At 43.0% G+C, this 19462-nt stretch carries 17 protein-coding genes and 1 CRISPR repeat array; of the genes, 3 read left to right on the plus strand and 14 right to left on the minus strand.

Features of this window, described 5'->3' with window-relative positions; translation table 11 throughout:
* Positions 1 to 2 precede the first annotated feature (2 nt).
* On the minus strand, positions 3 to 866 hold the full coding sequence (gene phaZ / locus A6K76_RS11675) for an intracellular short-chain-length polyhydroxyalkanoate depolymerase (protein WP_066465286.1): 864 nt from the start codon (positions 864 to 866) through the stop codon (positions 3 to 5).
* Positions 867 to 1449: 583 nt separating this feature from the next.
* On the opposite strand from phaZ, the gene A6K76_RS16800 reads away from it, so the two are divergent.
* On the plus strand, positions 1450 to 1623 hold the full coding sequence (locus tag A6K76_RS16800; protein ID WP_169818015.1) for a hypothetical protein: 174 nt from the start codon (positions 1450 to 1452) through the stop codon (positions 1621 to 1623).
* 243 nt (positions 1624 to 1866) lie between these two features.
* Here the strand turns inward: A6K76_RS16800 and A6K76_RS11680 are convergent, their stop codons facing one another.
* Positions 1867 to 2271: a hypothetical protein gene (locus A6K76_RS11680; RefSeq protein WP_066465287.1), complete on the minus strand. Its 405-nt coding sequence runs from the start codon at positions 2269 to 2271 to the stop codon at positions 1867 to 1869.
* Positions 2272 to 2620: 349 nt separating this feature from the next.
* Here A6K76_RS11680 and A6K76_RS11685 point away from each other — a divergent pair, with 349 nt between their 5' ends.
* Entirely contained in the window at positions 2621 to 3244 is a 624-nt protein-coding gene (locus A6K76_RS11685; protein ID WP_066465288.1) for a cyclase family protein, read from the plus strand.
* A gap of 206 nt (positions 3245 to 3450) precedes the next feature.
* Here A6K76_RS11685 and A6K76_RS11690 read toward each other — a convergent pair whose 3' ends face one another.
* The 11 genes from A6K76_RS11690 to A6K76_RS11740 form a co-directional block, all read right to left on the minus strand.
* Positions 3451 to 3633: a hypothetical protein gene (locus tag A6K76_RS11690; RefSeq protein ID WP_066465289.1), complete on the minus strand. Its 183-nt coding sequence runs from the start codon at positions 3631 to 3633 to the stop codon at positions 3451 to 3453.
* Positions 3634 to 3754: 121 nt separating this feature from the next.
* A complete protein-coding gene (locus tag A6K76_RS11695; protein WP_066465290.1) occupies positions 3755 to 5446 on the minus strand; it encodes an FAD-dependent oxidoreductase in 1692 nt (563 codons plus the stop codon).
* A 102-nt stretch (positions 5447 to 5548) separates the two neighbouring features.
* Complete coding sequence (locus A6K76_RS11700) at positions 5549 to 6283, minus strand: sulfite exporter TauE/SafE family protein (RefSeq protein WP_066465291.1); 735 nt, start codon at positions 6281 to 6283, stop codon at positions 5549 to 5551.
* Between the two features lie 79 nt (positions 6284 to 6362).
* Positions 6363 to 6596, minus strand: coding sequence for an S-layer homology domain-containing protein (locus tag A6K76_RS11705; protein ID WP_066465293.1), 234 nt, complete (start codon positions 6594 to 6596; stop codon positions 6363 to 6365).
* Positions 6597 to 6634: 38 nt separating this feature from the next.
* On the minus strand, positions 6635 to 7030 hold the full coding sequence (locus A6K76_RS11710; protein ID WP_066465294.1) for a type II toxin-antitoxin system RelE/ParE family toxin: 396 nt from the start codon (positions 7028 to 7030) through the stop codon (positions 6635 to 6637).
* Positions 7027 to 7380, minus strand: coding sequence for a hypothetical protein (locus tag A6K76_RS11715; RefSeq protein ID WP_066465295.1), 354 nt, complete (start codon positions 7378 to 7380; stop codon positions 7027 to 7029). Before A6K76_RS11715 ends, A6K76_RS11710 begins: the two co-directional genes overlap by 4 nt.
* 106 nt (positions 7381 to 7486) lie before the next feature.
* Positions 7487 to 10864, minus strand: coding sequence for a leucine-rich repeat protein (locus tag A6K76_RS11720; protein ID WP_083995417.1), 3378 nt, complete (start codon positions 10862 to 10864; stop codon positions 7487 to 7489).
* A 127-nt stretch (positions 10865 to 10991) separates the two neighbouring features.
* Positions 10992 to 13115, minus strand: a complete 2124-nt coding sequence (locus tag A6K76_RS11725) for a diguanylate cyclase (RefSeq protein ID WP_066465297.1) — start codon at positions 13113 to 13115, stop codon at positions 10992 to 10994.
* Complete coding sequence (locus A6K76_RS11730) at positions 13112 to 14554, minus strand: extracellular solute-binding protein (protein WP_066465299.1); 1443 nt, start codon at positions 14552 to 14554, stop codon at positions 13112 to 13114. The genes A6K76_RS11725 and A6K76_RS11730 overlap by 4 nt, the downstream gene beginning before the upstream one ends.
* Positions 14555 to 14951: 397 nt before the next feature.
* The gene (locus A6K76_RS11735; protein ID WP_066465301.1) at positions 14952 to 15689 is read right to left on the minus strand and encodes a glucose 1-dehydrogenase; all 738 of its coding nucleotides are present in this window, start codon (positions 15687 to 15689) and stop codon (positions 14952 to 14954) included.
* Positions 15690 to 15757: 68 nt separating this feature from the next.
* Complete coding sequence (locus A6K76_RS11740) at positions 15758 to 16402, minus strand: TetR/AcrR family transcriptional regulator (RefSeq protein ID WP_066465302.1); 645 nt, start codon at positions 16400 to 16402, stop codon at positions 15758 to 15760.
* Positions 16403 to 16533: 131 nt separating this feature from the next.
* On the opposite strand from A6K76_RS11740, the gene A6K76_RS11745 reads away from it, so the two are divergent.
* Positions 16534 to 16854 (plus strand): hypothetical protein, encoded by a 321-nt coding sequence (locus A6K76_RS11745; RefSeq protein WP_139108691.1) that lies wholly within the window; start codon positions 16534 to 16536, stop codon positions 16852 to 16854.
* A 152-nt stretch (positions 16855 to 17006) separates the two neighbouring features.
* Positions 17007 to 19043: direct repeats of the CRISPR family, unit length 29 nt; unit sequence CTTTAAATCCCTCTTCGTTCAGATAAAAT.
* A 150-nt stretch (positions 19044 to 19193) separates the two neighbouring features.
* Here A6K76_RS11745 and cas2 read toward each other — a convergent pair.
* Positions 19194 to 19457 carry a CRISPR-associated endonuclease Cas2 gene (gene cas2 / locus A6K76_RS11750; RefSeq protein WP_066465303.1) on the minus strand — a complete coding sequence of 88 codons (264 nt, stop codon included), beginning with the start codon at positions 19455 to 19457 and terminating at the stop codon, positions 19194 to 19196.
* Positions 19458 to 19462: the final 5 nt, after the last annotated feature.

Raw genomic sequence — 19462 nt, forward strand, 5'->3', positions numbered from 1 at the left:
GTTTACGATGCAAAATGCTCAATATGCTCTACAACGAGGTCTAACTGGTCGATGAGCGGTGAATGCCCACAGTTTTCAAGCTCGACGACTGTTGCACGTCCGTCGAAATCTTCAATAATTTCGTCGGTCATTTTTTTCGTTACGACTAAATCGCGGTCGCCATATAAAATGAGCGTCGGAATTTGAATGTTCGCCACGCCGTTTGTGCCGTCTAATACGTCGCTAATGTTAAACTGATTGAGTGCGTGGTAAACGTCCGCTAAATTGCGCTGCGTTAACATATCATCAATATAGCGTTCGTATCGTTCGCTTTCTGGTTGCTTATGCGTATAAATCGAACTGTTCCAAACGAGGCGCAGCCCTTCACGATTTTGCCCATCGTACATCATTTGCATCGGAATCGTTTTCATAATATCTTGTTCAATTTCTTGTAGCGTTTTAACGCGCTGCTGGAACGGATTGTGAAACGGAAAGCCTCGTGTTGAGCCCGATGCGAACAGCACGAGCTTTTTCGCTAAATTCGGGTAATCGGCACATAGCTGCATCGCGACGTTCCCCCCGGTTGACCAGCCAACTACGGTAAAGTCCTTCAGTTCCAAATAGTCAATAACTGCTTTAACATCTTCACTAAAGTCACGAATGGACGTTACACGCTGTTCGTATGTCGATCCACCGAAGCCACGTAAATCGATTGCATAAATCGTATAGCGCTCGTGTAAATTTTCCATCAATACGTCCCAGTGCTTTGATGACGTCATGTTGCCGTGAATGAGCACAATGACGTCATCGCCACCTGTGCGCTTGCGATATGTTAACGTTTCCCCATTCGGTATTGTTACGTGATGTAAAGAATCGATTTCTGCCATTATTGTTCCTCCTATAAATAAACCGTTCAGTTAAGTTTATTATGATTACAAGCGTGTTGATCAACCAGTTTATCGGCAAAAGCGTAGTGCTACTCATATACAGCATTGTTTTCAGCTTGGTTGCTAAAAACTATGGATTTCATCGCATAAACATAGCTGTTGTTATTACTTTCTTTTAACTATACGTTACGCTAATCGACTTATTTTAACATATTATTGAAAATATATGCATTTTATTACGATTTAATGAAACTTATGAGCCAGCTATGTGATGCTACACTCTATATTCCTCACTTACAAAAAATTAAACGTTTTATTATATTTGCGACAAGTATACCTTTCGTGAACTACCCCCACTTCAAAACATGTTTGAAGTAGGAGCTTCTCGGTTAGTTGTTACTTTAAAATAGGCAGTTGAAAAACGTTTGCACGATTCGGCAAATATATGTATAAAAGTTACTCGCTAAGTAGGTAGCCTGCCTATTTAGGTGACATAAGCCCCTCATCAGCGTTTACGCAGGACGTTGACAAACATATAAAATCGCCTATACTGAATATAGCGAGACATCGAGGAGTGATAAAGATGACAGAACAAAAAAAAGTAAGCTTACAAGAAATTATGAAACAGCAGCTAGCAGCGAAGCAAAATAAAAACGCACAAGCAAAAGGTTCATTAAAAGGCGACGTATCAACAAAAAAGTTAACGAGCCAGCAATCGAAAAAGACGAGCAATACACGTCGTAAAATGGGCGTATAATGCATGAGGCATGAAGGGAAGCAATTCACTCCATGCTTTTTTATTTGTAACGTCAAAAAAGCCGCTAGCAGTTGCGCTAACGACGTCGTATACATACATTGTAAAATCAAGCGTGCTGATTAGCCATTCAATTGGCAGGAGCGTATTGCGGTTAAAACAATCGATTTAGCTCTATAAAAGTGGCCAATCAACAGACGTGTCATATTCTTCATTTCGGTTACTAAAAGACATTATACTCTTTCTTTACAGTATTTTATATAACTCTTTGATTGCCTTCGTATAGTCGTGCTGCATTTTTTTATTAGCATCTTGTTCACTGCATAGCACAAACTGTTCTCCGTCTTCAAATACTAGCGTTAACTGCGCATGATGCCCTTTTAGCTTACCGCAAATTAAACGCTTGTCAACGATGCGCTTACGATTTTCACGAAAAACGTAGCGATTTTCAAGTCGCGTACCGGTTACAATTTTATTTTCGTAAAACAGCACCATCTCCCATTTAGCTTCATTCAAAATGTTTTTAATATACATTTTCTTTATACCAGACGTATCGTAATTATCTTCAAGCAACGTAAAGAACGTTTCGTTTTTAAATCCTCCACCGAGCTGGAAATAATTTTCCTTGTACCCACTATACTCAAACATCATACAATCTCCTCCTCCACAATATCATTTTATTACAAAACAAAAAAAAGTTATATAATACATTTTTGTTGTTTTTTCGAGAATTTAACAACAAAAATAAAATCCAGACTAAAATCTATTGTCGATCGTTCTTTCATTTCGGCGGACGCTTTTCGCAGAGTTCGACACGATGTCGGTCACTAAGGCGTTGTCGCATGGACGCGACGAATTGAGCCTTTGTTCCAACACGTCAGAACAATGCTTTCCTCATGTCATATTCAAAAGTTCATTCTACATATACTTTAATTTATTGCGCAACGAAACACCTTTTTTCGGTATAATAACAAAATACGATGAAAAGGTGGGATTTACTATGTGGATTGATATTACGATGCCACTGCGCAAAAACATGCCGGTTTGGCCGGACGACACCGCGTTCTCTTACGCACTCGACGCGACGTATGATGAGGTCGGTGCAAACGTCGGGCGCATTACGATGGGCTTGCATAATGGTACGCATATCGACGCACCGTATCATTACGACGATTTCGGTAAATCGATTGATGCATTGCCACTCGATTTATTTAACGGCCTTGCACAAATTGTCGATGTAACAAATACGCGTCATATTACAGTACAAACGCTTGAAGCACTCGATCTTGAGCACGTGGAGCGCCTATTTTTCAAAACGCGCAAGACGCAAGCACCATACATATTTAATGCAGATTTCACAACGATTGATCCAGCAGCTGTACATTATTTAGCGGCGCGTGGTGTACGCGTCATTGGCACTGATGCTCCGTCTGTTGATGCTGTGCACGCACCACTACTTGCACATGAAGCATGTCGCGATACACATATCATCATTATTGAAAATTTAGTGTTACATCATGTTGAGCCGAACATCTATGAGTTTATCGGTTTGCCACTTGCGATTGCGGGCGCTGATGCATCACCAATTCGCGCTATTATTCGAAAACATAGTAAACAAGAGTAAAATATAGCTGCGTAACTACTAACAGACACATTTACAAAAAGGAATTGCCATCGCTTTTGGCAGCTTCTTTCATTCACCTATGTTGCTTCAATCAGAATGCCCATCATTTGAGAAAAAAACACGCCACCATTATGAAAATGTGTAGCGTGTTTTTCCTCATTTAACTCCGTGCTGAATCCACTTGCTCTAGCTATAGTTTTTTGTATTTACAGGTCTGTTGATACGCCACTTTTATACAGCTGAATCGCTTGTTTTGTAGTGGCAGAAAGCGTGCGGCGAGACTCCTCGGGGAAAAGCTCGTGCCGAAACACCCCGTAAGCCGCGACGTAGGAGGGCTTGAGGAAGGCGGTAAGCGCCACTACACGAGTCACCACCTTCAGAACAAACATCGTGTTCGCCCCCGAGCCCCAGGAGATTGATCTGCGACGAGTAACCGCAGGAGCAAAATCTTTTCTGCCGCGAGTCGCTATACGCTTCTGCCAATTGATTGGCTAATCAACACGCTTGATATTATTTAAAATTATATGCCGTCACGATTGGCTCGCGCTGCTCCGTTACATCGCGATAACATTCGTACAAGCAAATGCCTAAAAACGAGCCTGATACGTTAAAAACGTTCGTGTAACCGCTATTGTTTAACGCCATGACCGCATTGTAGCTGCGCTGTGCAGAACGACAATGCACGTACACTGGCACGTCTGTTGGAATTTCATTCATGCGCTCGCGTAGCTGACTAAGCGGAATGTTCACCGCTCCTTTCAACGCACCGTTTGCGAATTCGTTCGGCTCGCGCACGTCAACAATGTATGCCCCTTCTTCAACGAGGCGACGCACATCGCTTACACGCACTTGCTGGAAGCGACCAGCCATTAAGTTGTTTGCGACAAGCGCGGCGATGTTTACGACGTCTTTTGCGGTGCTAAACATCGGCGAATACGATAGCTCTAGCTCCTTTAAGTCATCCACTGTCCCGTTCATCGTAATAAGTGTTGCAATTACGTCGATGCGTTTATCCGCGTTTCCTTTACCGATTGCTTGTGCGCCGATAATGCGACCGGTTGGCACTTCGTAAATGAGCTTGAAATGAAGCGGGTTGCTCGATGGCATTAAGCCGACTTTATCTGGTGCAATGACGTATACCGCTTCGACTGCTAAACCGAGCTGCTTCGCCGTACGCTCGTTTAAGCCTGTTGACGCCGCCGCATAGTTGAACACTTGAATGCTTGATGACCCGATGACCCCTTTGTTCGTTACGGGAATGCCGTACATATGATCCGCGGCTGCTCGTGCTTGACGCTGCGCTGGACCTGCAAGTGCTAAACGAACTTTTTTGCCCATTAAACGGTGATACACTTCAATTGCGTCACCTACTGCATAAATGTTCGAGTCGCTCGTTTGATAATTTTCATTAACTGCAATCGCTCCTGTTTCGCCAATCGTTAAGCCCGCTTCTGCCGCAAGCTTCGTCTCAGGGTGCACACCAATCGCAAGTACGACGATGTCAGCCGCTACTTCCTTGCCAGAGCGTAACACGACAGATGACGTATGAATTTCCGCTAAGCCGTCACCGACAATTAAGTTCACGCCTTCATCGAGCATTTCCTTATGTAACAGCTGCGCCATGTCGTCATCAAACGACGTTAAAATGTGCGAGGCGGATTGTACGAGCGACACGTTGCGACCAGCAAGGCGTAAATTTTCTGCCACTTCGACACCGATAAAGCCACCACCGATAACGGCGATGTTTGCGGCATCATTTTCAACAATTGCGTTGTGAAGCTTTTCAATATCGACGACGTTGCGTACCGTAAACACATGCGGTAAATTGTTTCCTGGAATGTTTGGCACGATTGGACTTGCTCCAGGCGATAACACAAGCGTGTCGTAACGTTCTGTCGTCACGTCACCTGTTACCGTATTTTTAACGTGTACGTATTGCTCGTCACGATTGATCGCAATGACTTCGCTATTTACGCGCGCGTCGATGTTGTGCTTTTGCTCGAATGAATCGGGCGTCATCATTAATAAACGTTTACTATTTGGCACGACGCCGCTTAAGTAAAATGGCAGCGAACAGTTTGAAAACGATACGTGCGGCCCTCGCTCAAACATGACAATTTGTGCTTGCTCATCTAAACGGCGAATACGTGCTGCTGTAGAGGCACCACCTGCAACGCCACCGACGATTACTACTTTTTTCATTTGTTATTCCTCCTTCTATTTCACCGCTCCATCATATACCCCCATAGGTATGTACGTCAACAAAAAAAATCGCACAACGATACTGCTTCGTTGTGCGATAAACTAGTGCGCTAAAAATTCCAGCACGAGTTGTCCAATTAAAATGATCGTAATGCCGCGCAAAATAAGCTGTGCGACTTTGTTCGAAATGTATTGGACTAAGCGCATGCCAATTTGTGCCCCTAAAATCGAGCCGATCGTTAAAAAAATCGTCTCGTACCATAAAATATAGCCTGACGAAATGTAGACGATTGCTGCACCTAAGCACGTTGAAAATACACCGATACGTCCGAGCAATACGCATTTCATATACGTTAGCTTTTCAGTCGCAAAGACGTAAATAAATAGCGTGCCACTACCTGGACCGAACAAACCGTCGTAAAAGCCGATTGCGACAAGTAACGCACTCACTTTTTTATTCAATGTGAGCTTCGCGCGTTCGCCGAAATTCGTTTTCCCTAAAATGGATAAAACGAGCGCGAACATAAGCAATATAATCGCAATAAGCGTTAATGCTTTCGTCGTTAAAAACGAAGCGGTGACACCACCGACCATACCCCCAATTGACCCAATGAGTAAAATCGGGATAAATTCTTCCTTCGACAATTGCTTTTTACTAATGACTGTTAAAATTGCGGATAGCGTGCTGGCAAAGCTCGATATTTTATTGGCGCCGATTGCCGAGTGCGTTGGTACGCCGAGCAGCAGCATCGTCGGTAGCGTCAGTAAACCACTACCGCCCGCCAATGTGCCGATGACGTTTCCGATCAGCCCGACAAAAAATAAAATGGTAACCATCGTATAACTTCCTTATTCGTATGACGTATTTCCACCATACATCAAATTGTCTGAATATGGAATATGATATTTTCGCCACTTAGTTGTTCGCACGTCGCTCCATTTCTTCCAGTGCCAGTGACGTCATCGATACAAATTGCGCACGTGTAATCGGCCTATGTGGATTGAAGAAACCGTCCGTACCCTTCACGATTGCTAAATCTGCGAGCGTTGAAACGTACGGTGTACCCCAGTACGTATCGGGTGTGTCGGCGAATGTCGTTTTTCCACCTGGTTCGAAGCCTGCTGTAGAAAAGTATGAAATTTTTGGCATAACGAAAAGACCACCCGACATGCAGGCAGTCTTATTCATTACATTCTGTTACTTTGTCGAATACGATCATAAAAGTCGTCTGGTAAATAACGATGTCCAAACGCCACAATCCACACTTGCTTTGTTTCACGTTCATACACAATCCGTAAATCATCATGCGGTGGGTCTGTTGGATAGTCTGATTTTATATGGAACGATTTGAAGCCAGTAAAATCATTTTTTAACCTGTCTCCAATTGCATCATTATTCGCAATTTCGCGTAATGCCTTTTCAATTGTTGCAATAACCGAATTGAATTTCTCATCATCCGCAAACGCTGGTACTTGTGATAACGCTAAAATATCTAATAATAGATGTTGCGGATTCATGACAATGCCATCGATACTCGTAATGATACGAATTGCCTGACGTAATGATTGTTCTGAAACCGTCATTTCACGTCTCCATTTTGTAAATATTGATCTAACAGCGCATTTGTTTCTCGTTCTAAATCGGCTCCACTTCGTACATGTTTCTCACTCAAACGCTCGTGATAAAGTCGCTCCACCTTCAACTGTTCCACCTCTTGTTCGAGCTGCTTAATTTTTTGCACGAGCGATGGAATAAGGTGAGGCGTATTTAATTGAGCAATCGTTTCGCCACTTGAAATAATTTCAATCGTCGTATAACTTTGCAACAACTCTTTCCACTTCTTGCTATGACGTAAATCGGACGCTTGCAGTCGGTTGCTATTTGGCAATTCTCGCTCTAAACGTTTCATGTCTAGCTGTTCAAATGTATCCATGAACTCACTTCTTTCTACATGTTGTTATGTTCATCATAATACATGTACAAAAAAATGTACAAACATTCGTACATATAAGCACCTTTTGACAAACGATTAATTATCGTTACTTGCTCTTTCGTCGCTCCATTTCCTCTAACGCCAGTGACGTCATCGATACAAATTGTGCACGTGTAATCGGCTTTTGTGGATTGAAGAAACCGTCTGTGCCTTTGACGATCGCTAAGTCTGCTAAAGCGGATACGTACGGTGTGCCCCAGTAGCTCGCTGGTGTGTCTTTAAATGTTGACTTCCCACCTGGTTCGAAGCCTGCTGCGAGTACGAGTACTTTCGCGAGCTGACCGCGTGTTAAGTTCGCCTCTGGTTGGAACTTGCCGCCATCACCGCTAAAGATGCCGGCTTGCTGCACCGCTGAAATGGCTTCGTAGTACGCATGGTTTTTCGGTACGTCTGTAAAGTCCGCAACCGTTTGTGTCGATTCGAACTTGAAGACGTCGTTTAAAATACGTGCGACATGTTTACGCTGAATTGGTGCGCCAGGTTTAAATGTGCCGTCTGGGTAGCCGTTAATGTAGCCTTTCGTAGTGAAGCTTTCGATCGCACCTTGTGCCCAGTGTCCGGCGATGTCTTTGAACTTCGCTTCCTTCTGCCATGCGACATACAATGTTTGTGGCTTGCCGTTTTGCTTGCCGATTCGCTCATACTTTACTGTTAATGACTCGTTCGTATACAGCCCTTTTAATGTAGCACTTTCATTATTCAGCATAAGCCACGGCTCGTTTATAACCGTATTGCTTCCTTTTAAAATAAGCTGTGATAACGGATTCGTATAAAAGGATGTTAAATCCACTGTTTTTAACGACGCCGGCACTGTAACGGACGTAATTTGATTATTTTGGAACGCTTTCTCGCCAACTGCTTCCACGCCTTCTGGTAAAATAAGACGCTTTAAATTACTTTTATGGAATGCTTCGCGGCCAATCGTTTTTAACGTATTTGGTAGCGACAATGTATGAATGCGATTGCCCATAAATGCGCCACTGCCAATGCTGCTTGCTTTTTCAATCGTCACATCTTCTAGCTCGTTATACGCAAACGTCGATGTTTCAACATTCGCAATCGATGCCGGTACATGTAGCTTCTTTAGCTTGTTATGTGCGAAGGCAGCAGACCCAATAGATGTAACCGACGTAGGAATTGAAATCGTTGCGAGTTCATTTTGTCGGAACGCACCATGATGAATCGTCTTCACCGTTGCTGGAATCGTTAACGCGCTTAATTTATTATTCACAAATGCTCGAAACGGTATTTCGGTTAACTTACTTGGAATCGTAATTTGTGTTAGTGCATTGTTACGAAATGCCTCGCTACCGAGCGTCGTTAATTCCGCTCCTAACACAACGGTCGTTAATTGATTGTCGGCAAATGCCATATCGCCAATCGTCGTCACACTGTTTGGAATCGTAATACTCGTTAATGCATTTTCACGAAATGCCGCCTTTCCAATATGTGTCACACCTTCTGGAATCGTGACATTTGTTAGTTTTGCGTTATCAAATAAAAAATCTTTAATATGTGTTGTTCCTTCCGCAAAACTAACACTCGTTAATGGATTGTGTAAAAAGACGTTTTTGCCATAAATTTCATTATTTGCGGACAACACTAAATCTGAAATATTGTTATGTTGAAATGCGCCTTCGCCAATTTCCGCAATGGCTCGTGGCAGCTCGATATTTTGCAATGCATTGTTGCTAAATGCAAATGGTTCAATATGTGTAATCGAATGCGGTAGCGTCACGTTTGCGAGCTGATTGTACGTAAACATGCCGGCTGGAATCGTTGTTACATCTTCATCAAATGTGACTTTCGTTATGTCGTTGGCCGCATATACATATGCTCCGTATTCAATATGCTTTGACATGTGCACCGCTGTGAAATCATTGCTTCTAAACGCAGCTTCCCCAATATGCGTAATCGATGTTGGCAATTCAATGCTTTGTAGCGCATTATTTCTAAATGCAAGTGCTCCAATATGTGTCAGCGTTGACGGTAGTTTTACGCTTGTTAGCTCATTTTCATCAAACATGCCGGCTGGGATTGCCTTAATGCTATCATCAAATGTAACGTCGGTAATGGCATTTTGTGCAAACACGCTCGTACCGTATTCGATATCGCTTGATAGATGTGCAGCTGTTAACGCATTGCCACTAAAGGCAGACGAACCAATTGCCGTCACGCTTGCTGGTAGCGAAAGCGTCGTTAACTTATTATTCGTAAACGCATTCGCACCGATGCTTTTCAATGTTGACGGTAGCGTAACCGAATGAATCGCATTATCTGAAAATAGGCTATCTGCAATATGTGTTATGCCTTCATCCATCGTCACTTGCTGTAATTGACTACGTATAAATGCACCTTCACCGATGTTGTTGTCTTCATGAATGTGGACGTCTGTAATGCTCGTATTCTCAAACGCATGCGCACCGATTGTATGAAGCGTTTTTGGTAGCACAAACGGCTTGCTGTTGTAGACGTTATTTTGTTCAGAGGCATGCGATGTAAACGCACTCGTTCCTACTTCTTCTAAATTCGGCAATGTCGTAATATCAAACGTCACGTTATGGCCGTGGAAAATATGCTCACCCACTTTTCGAATCGTTGCAGGTAGCTCGATTGTGCGCATCGTAACTGCTGATCCATTAAAGCGCACCATTTGCTCCGTTGAAAGTGCAGAATTTGCAATTTCCGTCACAGGCAAGCCATCAATCGTTTCTGGTACTGTAATCGTCGTGCTGTTCGATAGCGTATTTAGTCCAATGACGCGCACTTCCTTCGCACCGTTATGCGTAAACGTTTCATAAAATACATCACCTACAAGCTGGTGTGAATCATTTCCTGTGAGCTGTAGCTCGAAGTTCGCATTGTTCGTATAAATGCTTACTTGATGCTTGCGCAGCGAAGCGGGAATATGTGCTGAATCGGAAATGTTCATAGACGAAAATGCATGGTCCTCGATCACTTTGACTGTCGTAGGAATAACTAGCTTTGGCGTCTCAACTCCATCAAACGCACCGCCTTCGATAATTTCCACTGTTTCAGGTAGGATCACACCATTTGGGAATTTTCCGTTTTCAGACATTCCTCTTCCAAATGCACCCGCCCCGATTTTTTTCAGTTGCGCAGGCAGCTTTAAAATCGTTGTAGCATAGAACAATGTTTCATCAGGCGTCGAAGTGTCGAGCACAAACGCTGACTGCGCAATTTCCGTTACCGGCACACCTTTTACCGTATCTGGTAATGATACCGTTGTTGCTTCAAATTCTCGTCCGACAATACGTGCTTCCTTCTTACCGTTATCCGCAACAAAAATTTCATAATGTACCCCGTCTTGCACAATCGTTTCATTCGCCTCTGCTTGCGGTGCGACTGCACAAACTGCTGCCACTGCCGCAAACGTTGCCATCCATTTTTTTATGTTCAACATCCTCCTACTATGTTATTTGCTGCCGTACAGACGGAGCTGATGTGAAAAAGTTTCACATCATTCGCTATTTTCGCATAAAAAAACGACGAACGTGGACTTTCCAACATTCGTCGTGCTTGCTATAACGCTACTTCATTTCATTAAACAGTACCCAGCTTCCTTTTTTCATGCGCTTCGCCTCGTATAGCGCACTATCTGCCTTTTGTATCATGTCGTCAAACGTAGTGCTCGGCGAATCGTGAAGCAAGTAAACGCCGCCTGAAATTTTGATCGTGCGCACCTCGGTCGGGAACACAATCGGCTTGGCGTCGAGTTCATCATAAAAACGTTGAATGACGTTTAACAGCGCCTCCTTCGATTCGTAGCCGTACATAAATACCGAAAACTCATCGCCGGAAATGCGCCCGACGATGTTGCCGTCCTCGCTAAATTGACGTAAATGTCTTGCCGTTTCTGCAATGTACGTGTCGCCCCACTTATGCCCGAACGTGTCGTTTACATGCTTTAAAAAATCAAGGTCGAACATGACGCATGCGCTCACTCGTAAATCTTCCTCCGCTAACACTTGCTTGACGTGGCGACTGTACGCACCGCGATTGAAAATTTGCGTCAACGTATCGTGATCGCGATCGAGCTTAATTTGAATTTTATCGAGCGTTTCTTGCGTGACGTTCATGACGACACCGAGCGTACGATTTTCGTCTTCAAGCAGCTTAATGCGTACCCAGTAATTCGGTGCGAGCTTATAAACGTCCTGTTCTTCACGCTCAGGGTGTTGCTGAATGCTTTGTAAATACGCTATGAAGTGCTGCTTATTTTGTCGCATCGCTGCTACTTGCTCGCTTTTTAGCTGTAGCACATCGCCGAGCTGGTCGGTCATAAACACCGTTTGCTCATGATGCTTATATTCAAAAGCAGCAAGCGGCACATCGACGAGCTTAATAATTTGCGACAGCTTCATCGTCGAATCGAGCAAATGCTTATTCGCATGCTCAATTGCGCTCGATAGATGGTCAATTTCACTTACACCTGTCCGCCGTAGCTTCGTCGCCTTATGTATGTCGCTCGTCGCCACTTCATGCGCAAGATGTACAATCGGTCGCGTAAATAGCCGTGCAATGAAGTAACTACCTAACACGCCAATGAGTAGTGCGCTCGCCAACGACAGCAATAAAATGTTTTCGATGCGCTGAATTAACCCAAATAGCTTGTTCTCGCTCTTTAGCCCGATTAAATACCATTTTTCGCGCTCAAACGGTGTGTTCGTCATGTAAAACTCAATTGGCTGAATCGAGCTGTACACGGTTGTCGCGGACGTTTGGTTATCGACGACGTATATGTCACGCTCGTCGTCAATGCGCTCAAACGATAGCGGCTCGTCGCTTGGCAAAATGCTTTTTTGTACAGCACCGTTTAACACAAGTGGCATAATACCGTCCGTCGTTTCATCTTCATACCCAAGCAAAAAACTAATGTCGTCGCGCCCAAGTAAATCTTTCCCCGGTAAATATTGCACGACATTATCGACGAACATTTCAACGCCGACGACACCGCGAAACGTACCTTGTGTATCGTAAATCGGCATCGAATACGTCATCACGTGAACGTCGTGCTCGTGCAGCTGAAACGGCTTGCTCCAATAGCCAAGCAGTGCGGCGTTCGTCGTCAAATTAGCGACGCTTGCTGGCTGCTCATAAAACGCTTCGTTGCTCGGCGTCAGCTGTAAATATTGCGACCAATGCTCATTTAACGGTAGTCGCTGCTGCTGGCAAATGTCCGCCGCTCCCGCAATGCACGTAATATCGGTGTTCGATTCATCGTTTAACAGCGTCTCGTAATCGCGGTAATAGAGCGCACTATGCTCGTTTCGCTGAAGTGGCTCGTCCTCTAAAATGATAAATACACCGTTTGTCATCGTCGTTCGCAACATCGAAATGAGCGTCGGCGTTGCTTGCTGAAAAAATGCATTTAACGAAGCGGGCTCGCTATTTGCCGGCAAGCTGCGCGAAATTTCCGCAATGTACGGATCGATGTTCGTCCAGCGATGGCGCATTTCTTTAAACAAATATTCCTTTTGCATATTGACGCTTTCCTCAAACGATTCGAGCGCATTTTTTTCCGTTTCACTTAGCACCCCAGCAACAATCATCGTACCAATGACCAAGCACGACTGAATAATGATGAGCAGCACGACGAGGCTCGTAAATTTAAACGTAATGGAGCTACGATTCCATTGATTCATATGCTTCATTGCGCCTCACCTGCAATCGGCATTGACGTAACTGCTTCTACTTCTTGCTGAAGCGATGCGTACCACTGCTCAAACCATACTTGTGATATGTACTCATCCAGCTGCTTTGCGCGCGCCTCACCTGTTAATTGAGCAAGCGTCGCTAAATCGCGCTTCACCCATTCCTTCAAATGACGATCGAGTAACTCACGCAGCTCATAGCTATTGTCAAATGCCGGGTAACCGTACAATCGATACGTTTTCAGCATGTCAATCGTCGTCGCAATCGAGCTGTTTAACGCCGGTGCAGTAAATTCCTGCTCCTGCTGCACCGCCTGTAACATCGCCGTCTCATCTAGCGCCTCCGTTTTCACTGGGAAATACGCAGTGGCTGCTGCGAACGCACGGTTTTGCTCCACATCGGTAAACCATTTTAAAAACTCCGCCGCCGCAAACTCATGCGCCTCATCACTTTTCACGATGACCATGCCTGCTCCTTGCTGCGTCACAACTGGCTCACCTTGCGCAAACGTCGGATACGGCAACACTAAGCTTTCGATCGGCTCAATACGTTGTGCGCTTAACGTCACCTCAGTCGGGAAATATGCCGCACTCGCTGTCGATCCAGTATATGCCGCCACGACGCCAAGCTTCGCATCATCCGATGAAAAGCGTCCTTCCTTTGCATAATATCCTTTTAGCATCGGCACGTAATACGTCTCCCACATCGCATACATCGCTTCAATATCTAGCTTCACCTCTGCCTTACTAGAACGATACGACACGATGCTCGTCCCTTGCTGCTCCGCGGTACTGAGCATGAAGTTCGCAACAGAATCGATGCCGAAAAAAGCGCGACCATCTGACCATTTATAGTAAAGCTCACTAACTGTCGCAATACCTTCCCACGTGCTAAGCATTGACAACGTTGCACCTGTATCGCTACTAAATGCATCCCATACCGTTTTGTTGACGAACACGTTTTCGGTCGCCTTCGCAATTGGCAAAATCGTTAACGTCTGCTCTTTACCAAGCCGCCCAATTTGTAAAAAGTCTTCCCGATATTCCGCCAGCTCCTCGTCCGAAAAGTAATGCGTTAAATCGACAAACGCCACGCTATTACTAACGCGGTACGCATTGTCAGGGTACGACGCAAAAATGTCTGGCAAACGCTGCGCTCCAATTTTGTTATTCGCCGCATCATATACCGCCGTCTCCAAGCGTGAAATGTCTCCTTGACTTTGCGCATCGACTAAAATACCTTTTTCAATTCCTACTGTTTCATTAAACGTTTCAACGAGCTGATCAAATTTAATTTTCGTATTGCCGCTATAATAATGCCAAAGTGTAATCGAAATCGGATTGTTCGGATCAAGCGGATCGTCATCCACCTTTTCACTACACCCTTGTAAAAAAATTACGCATGCAAACAATGCTACTGTACGAAACCATTTCCCCATGCCGCACCCCTTTTTTCCACTTTCCTACATCGTTAATTGTTCACCATTTGCTGTTATTCTTTTCGCAAGCTTATCTCACGCAACATGAATGTCGCCAAAAACCATAAAAATCCATATAAATCTATATATAACACATATTCTGTCTTTATTGCCAACTTTCGCTCTATTTAATTGCACAAAAAAATGCACATAAGCTGACGTTCGCTCATGTGCATGTTTATTCATTGATTTAGCCTTTAAAGTGGCTGTGCGCATGTTGCAGCTCAAGCCTCTAGAGCAAGCGTGTTAATTGGCAGGAGCGTGTATCAACAAAAGACACGTCTATTTTTTCAATAGGAGACATGCTCATTCATCAAAAAAGCTATGCGATCAATGCCGCATAGCTCCTTTTTCATAATTATTGTGCTGTAATCCCGCCGTCAGCTACGAACTCTGAACCTGTTGAATAGCTTGATTCGTCTGAAGCTAAAAATAACACTAATTGTGAAATTTCCTCTGGCTGTGATACGCGTTTTAATGGAATGTGCTTCGCGAACGCTTCGATTGCTTCTTTTTGGTCGCCTTGCATAATCATTGGCGTTGCGATGACACCTGGGTGTACTGAGTTTACGCGAATGCCCATTGGCGCTAAGTTTAATGCCGCTGCTTTCGTCATACCACGTACAGCGAATTTCGTATCTGTGTAACCAACCGCACCACCAACTAAGCCATTAATTGATGAAATGTTCACGATTGAGCCGCCGCCCGCTTTTTGCATTGAGCCAGCTACTGCTTTGATTCCTAAGAACACTGATACTTGGTTAATGTTGACGATTTTCATGTAGTCGTCTAACGATAAATCTAAAACGAATTTATTGAATGAAATACCTGCGTTGTTAACTAATACGTTCACAGGACCGAACTTTTCTTCTGCTTGTGCTACAACATCTGCCCAGCCTTGCTCGCTCGTTACGTCTTGCTTCACGAATAATGCATTGTCTGCACCAAGCTCTGCTGCTAATGCTGCACCTTTTTCTTCATTTAAGTCTGTAATGACAACTTTCGCGCCTTCTTTAACGAATAATTGTGCGTGTGATGCACCCATACCTTGTGCTGCACCTGTAATGATTGCTACTTTACCTTGTAAACGTGACATGAATGATGTCCTCCTTTTTTATGATAGTCAACTATCACTTTTAAAATACCAAATGGACGCTTCATTCGTCAACTAATTGCTCTCACATATTGTAAAAACATATCGCGAATGAGTATAAGTTGATGTTTCGGCTTCAGCTTTACCGGCAATTGCGGATCGTGCTGCGTCAACGTACTCTCCGTCATGAACGTGCTAATGTTTTGCACCGTCGTAATAATGTAGACGTCTAAATCGATGTCGGTACGCACGGAGCCGTCTTGTCGTCCACGCGCTACAATTCGTAGTAGCACATCCGCCATTTCGCGCCGAATGTCATAATATGCTTTCACCTCATCCGTCTGCTCGCCGAACGATTTATAGCGCTCAAACGCTTTAATAAACTGTACGAATTGCTGCTCCGTCTCGTCCGTTAACTGCACGTAATAATCAAACACGCGCTCAATTTTTTCGTACGCATTAATTGGCTCTGCATCAATCGCTTCGATGTGCGCCACCATTTGCGCAGTAATAATATTGTTTACCGCAAAGACGAGCTGCTCCTTGTTCGGAAAATACCGATACAGCGTCGCAATGCCAATGCCTGCTGCCGATGCGACTTCTTGCAGCTGGACGTGATGAATGCCGCGCTTCAAAAAAAGTGCTTTCGCCGCCTGAATGATGTCGTCTCGTCGCTGCTGCTTTTGCAACGCGCGCTTGTTCGTTGTCGTATTCATATGATGCCCCCTCTAAACAAATGTTTCATCTTCATTGTGTCATTAGTTTACCACGAACGTCATATTTGTTTCTTTTGTGCTAGTTTCATTTTGTACGAAAAAAGGAATAATATACACAAAGGAGTGATGACATGCCATACAACGATGAACAACGCAAAAAAGAAATCGAGCAAAACCACCACCACCATTTAAACGAACATGAGCAAAAGGAAAATAATTTGACGTCTTCTGAAAATGAAATCGATTCAGCGAACGATCAGCAATTTGAACAGCACGAAAACGACCGCCAATTCGTCGACCGTGAAGAGTTAAATAACAATACGCATGAAGCAGAACGCACCGATATCCAAACAGTCGATCATATTCCGAACGAGGAGTTAAACGACAAAGTAAAAGACGAGCGCAACAAAGATCATACGAAAGATACGTCTAGCTCGGAAGCGGACGAATAACGAAAATGACAAACCGGTTTTCAAAAAGGGCTGTCCCAAAAGTCAAAATCGACGTTTGGGCATCCCTTTCATTTTGTATAAATTGGATAGGCTACACTAAGTTGGACAGATAAAATGAAAAGGATGCTCGATGTACTTGGCATCAAAGTAAACTTTAAATCCCTCTTCGTTCAGATAAAATTACATTAGCACAAGGGCATCAATATATTTATTCAGACTTTAAATCCCTCTTCGTTCAGATAAAATGCGGATCTAGTCGAGTGTGACTGGATAGCAGCGATGGCTTTAAATCCCTCTTAGTTCAGATAAAATTAATCTACGCTTTTCAGAAACCTTAGCAGCACAAACCTTTAAATCCCTCTTCGTTCAGATAAAATCATTATGTATAATCTTGAAATCAGCTTTATATTTGATCTTTAAATCCCTCTTCGTTCAGATAAAATGCAAACGTGTAGCACGTGGGAAATGGATTGTTACAACTTTAAATCCCTCTTCGTTCAGATAAAATGTTTTACACTATACATGTAGCAGCTACCGAGTAAGCTTTAAATCCCTCTTCGTTCAGATAAAATGTGTTTAAAGCAAAACGCAAATACTACCGACTATCTTTAAATCCCTCTTCGTTCAGATAAAATCATAGGAGGACAATAACATGGTAGTAGACATCTTTTTCTTTAAATCCCTCTTAGTTCAGATAAAATGGGCGACGCGGCGTTTTTAGTTGCGAACCAAACGGACTTTAAATCCCTCTTCGTTCAGATAAAATAATGTAAAGTCGCGCAGGCGCACGCCGCCAAGCTTCTTTAAATCCCTCTTCGTTCAGATAAAATATTTGTAAAAAAAATAAGCTTGAATGTTCCCTCGGACTTTAAATCCCTCTTCGTTCAGATAAAATGCATCAAGAAAATTTGGAGTGAAGCGCAAATCAACTTTAAATCCCTCTTCGTTCAGATAAAATGGTATTTTTGTACTCGGGTTAGCATTCACTTAAACGGCTTTAAATCCCTCTTCGTTCAGATAAAATTTAATCAGTATCACATTAATGTCGATGAAATGCTAACTTTAAATCCCTCTTCGTTCAGATAAAATCGCAGTGAAGGGTATGAAAGTATTCACTTTGAAGGGCTTTAAATCCCTCTTCGTTCAGATAAAATGGATGCGAGCTAACTTTACAAACGGGGGAATTACCTTTAAACCCCTCTTCGTTCAGATAAAATAAAATAGCGAAAAGTGAAACCTTGTTCACTTATTGGCTTTAAATCCCTCTTCGTTCAGATAAAATGGTTTCGGCGGTAAGGTATTTCTTTTAAGTGCAAACTTTAAATCCCTCTTCGTTCAGATAAAATGTGCCAGGCGAAAACGAATTTATATTTTACGAACACTTTAAATCCCTCTTCGTTCAGATAAAATCTACCCGTGATAAATGACTATACCGCAGCATTCATCCCTTTAAATCCCTCTTCGTTCAGATAAAATTTTACGTATTGACAACAACACGTATATGTTTCCTCACTTTAAATCCCTCTTCGTTCAGATAAAATGCGTGGCGGGTACACTCAAATGACTATCAACTTCATTCTTTAAATCCCTCTTCGTTCAGATAAAATCCGTTTGGGCAACGGTGGGCATGACGCTATCCAACTTTAAATCCCTCTTCGTTCAGATAAAATTTCCACTTGGTTTACACAAGGTGCTAGTTGACCAAACTTTAAATCCCTCTTCGTTCAGATAAAATGACGTGGAAAATACACCATCGAATATTTCAGCGCACTTTAAATCCCTCTTCGTTCAGATAAAATAGATAACTTTTCGGAATTACGGGAGCGCATTAAAGCAACTTTAAATCCCTCTTCGTTCAGATAAAATGCTTTTAGTCATACGGTTCATATAAACATTAAACACTTTAAATCCCTCTTCGTTCAGATAAAATGCAAGCAGCTCGGAGCAAATCGAAAGCGTCATGCCTTTAAATCCCTCTTCGTTCAGATAAAATAAAATACAATAAATTTAAAGTTTATAGTAGACAAACCTTTAAATCCCTCTTCGTTCAGATAAAATAAGACAACAACGGCGGCGTGGTCGTAACGGAAGAGGACTTTAAATCCCTCTTCGTTCAGATAAAATAAATATGACACCCAAACATATCAAAATCTCTTTAATCTTTAAATCCCTCTTCGTTCAGATAAAATAGCGGCAGAAAAACCTTTATTTACAACGTTTCTTCAACCGATTTTGCAGTAGACGTCTAATCATGTAATTTAGCATTTCTATTAAAGTCCCTGAATCCGTTGATATCACTGCGTTTTCTCGATCAATACGTTAATTCGCCAAAATGCATTTTAAAAAAAGATATCCATATCGCCTTTTTCCGCGCCTACAAATGTTTTTTTCAAATGCTTTGGATTTTCCACTACATAGTAATATAAACTATCTACTTCTTGATCAATAATGCTTTCTACTTCACTTTTACATTTCATAAATTGCGTTTTCGTTATTTCGCCTTCAAACACTGAATTTTGAGTCCACGTTAAATATTCCTTCAGCTTTTTGCACACTTTATTTACACGTTTGACGTTAACGTCGTACGTAATAATGACGAACATTCCAA

Origin of the sequence: Caryophanon latum (genome assembly GCF_001700325.1) — a bacterium.
GTDB lineage: Bacteria > Bacillota > Bacilli > Bacillales_A > Planococcaceae > Caryophanon > Caryophanon latum.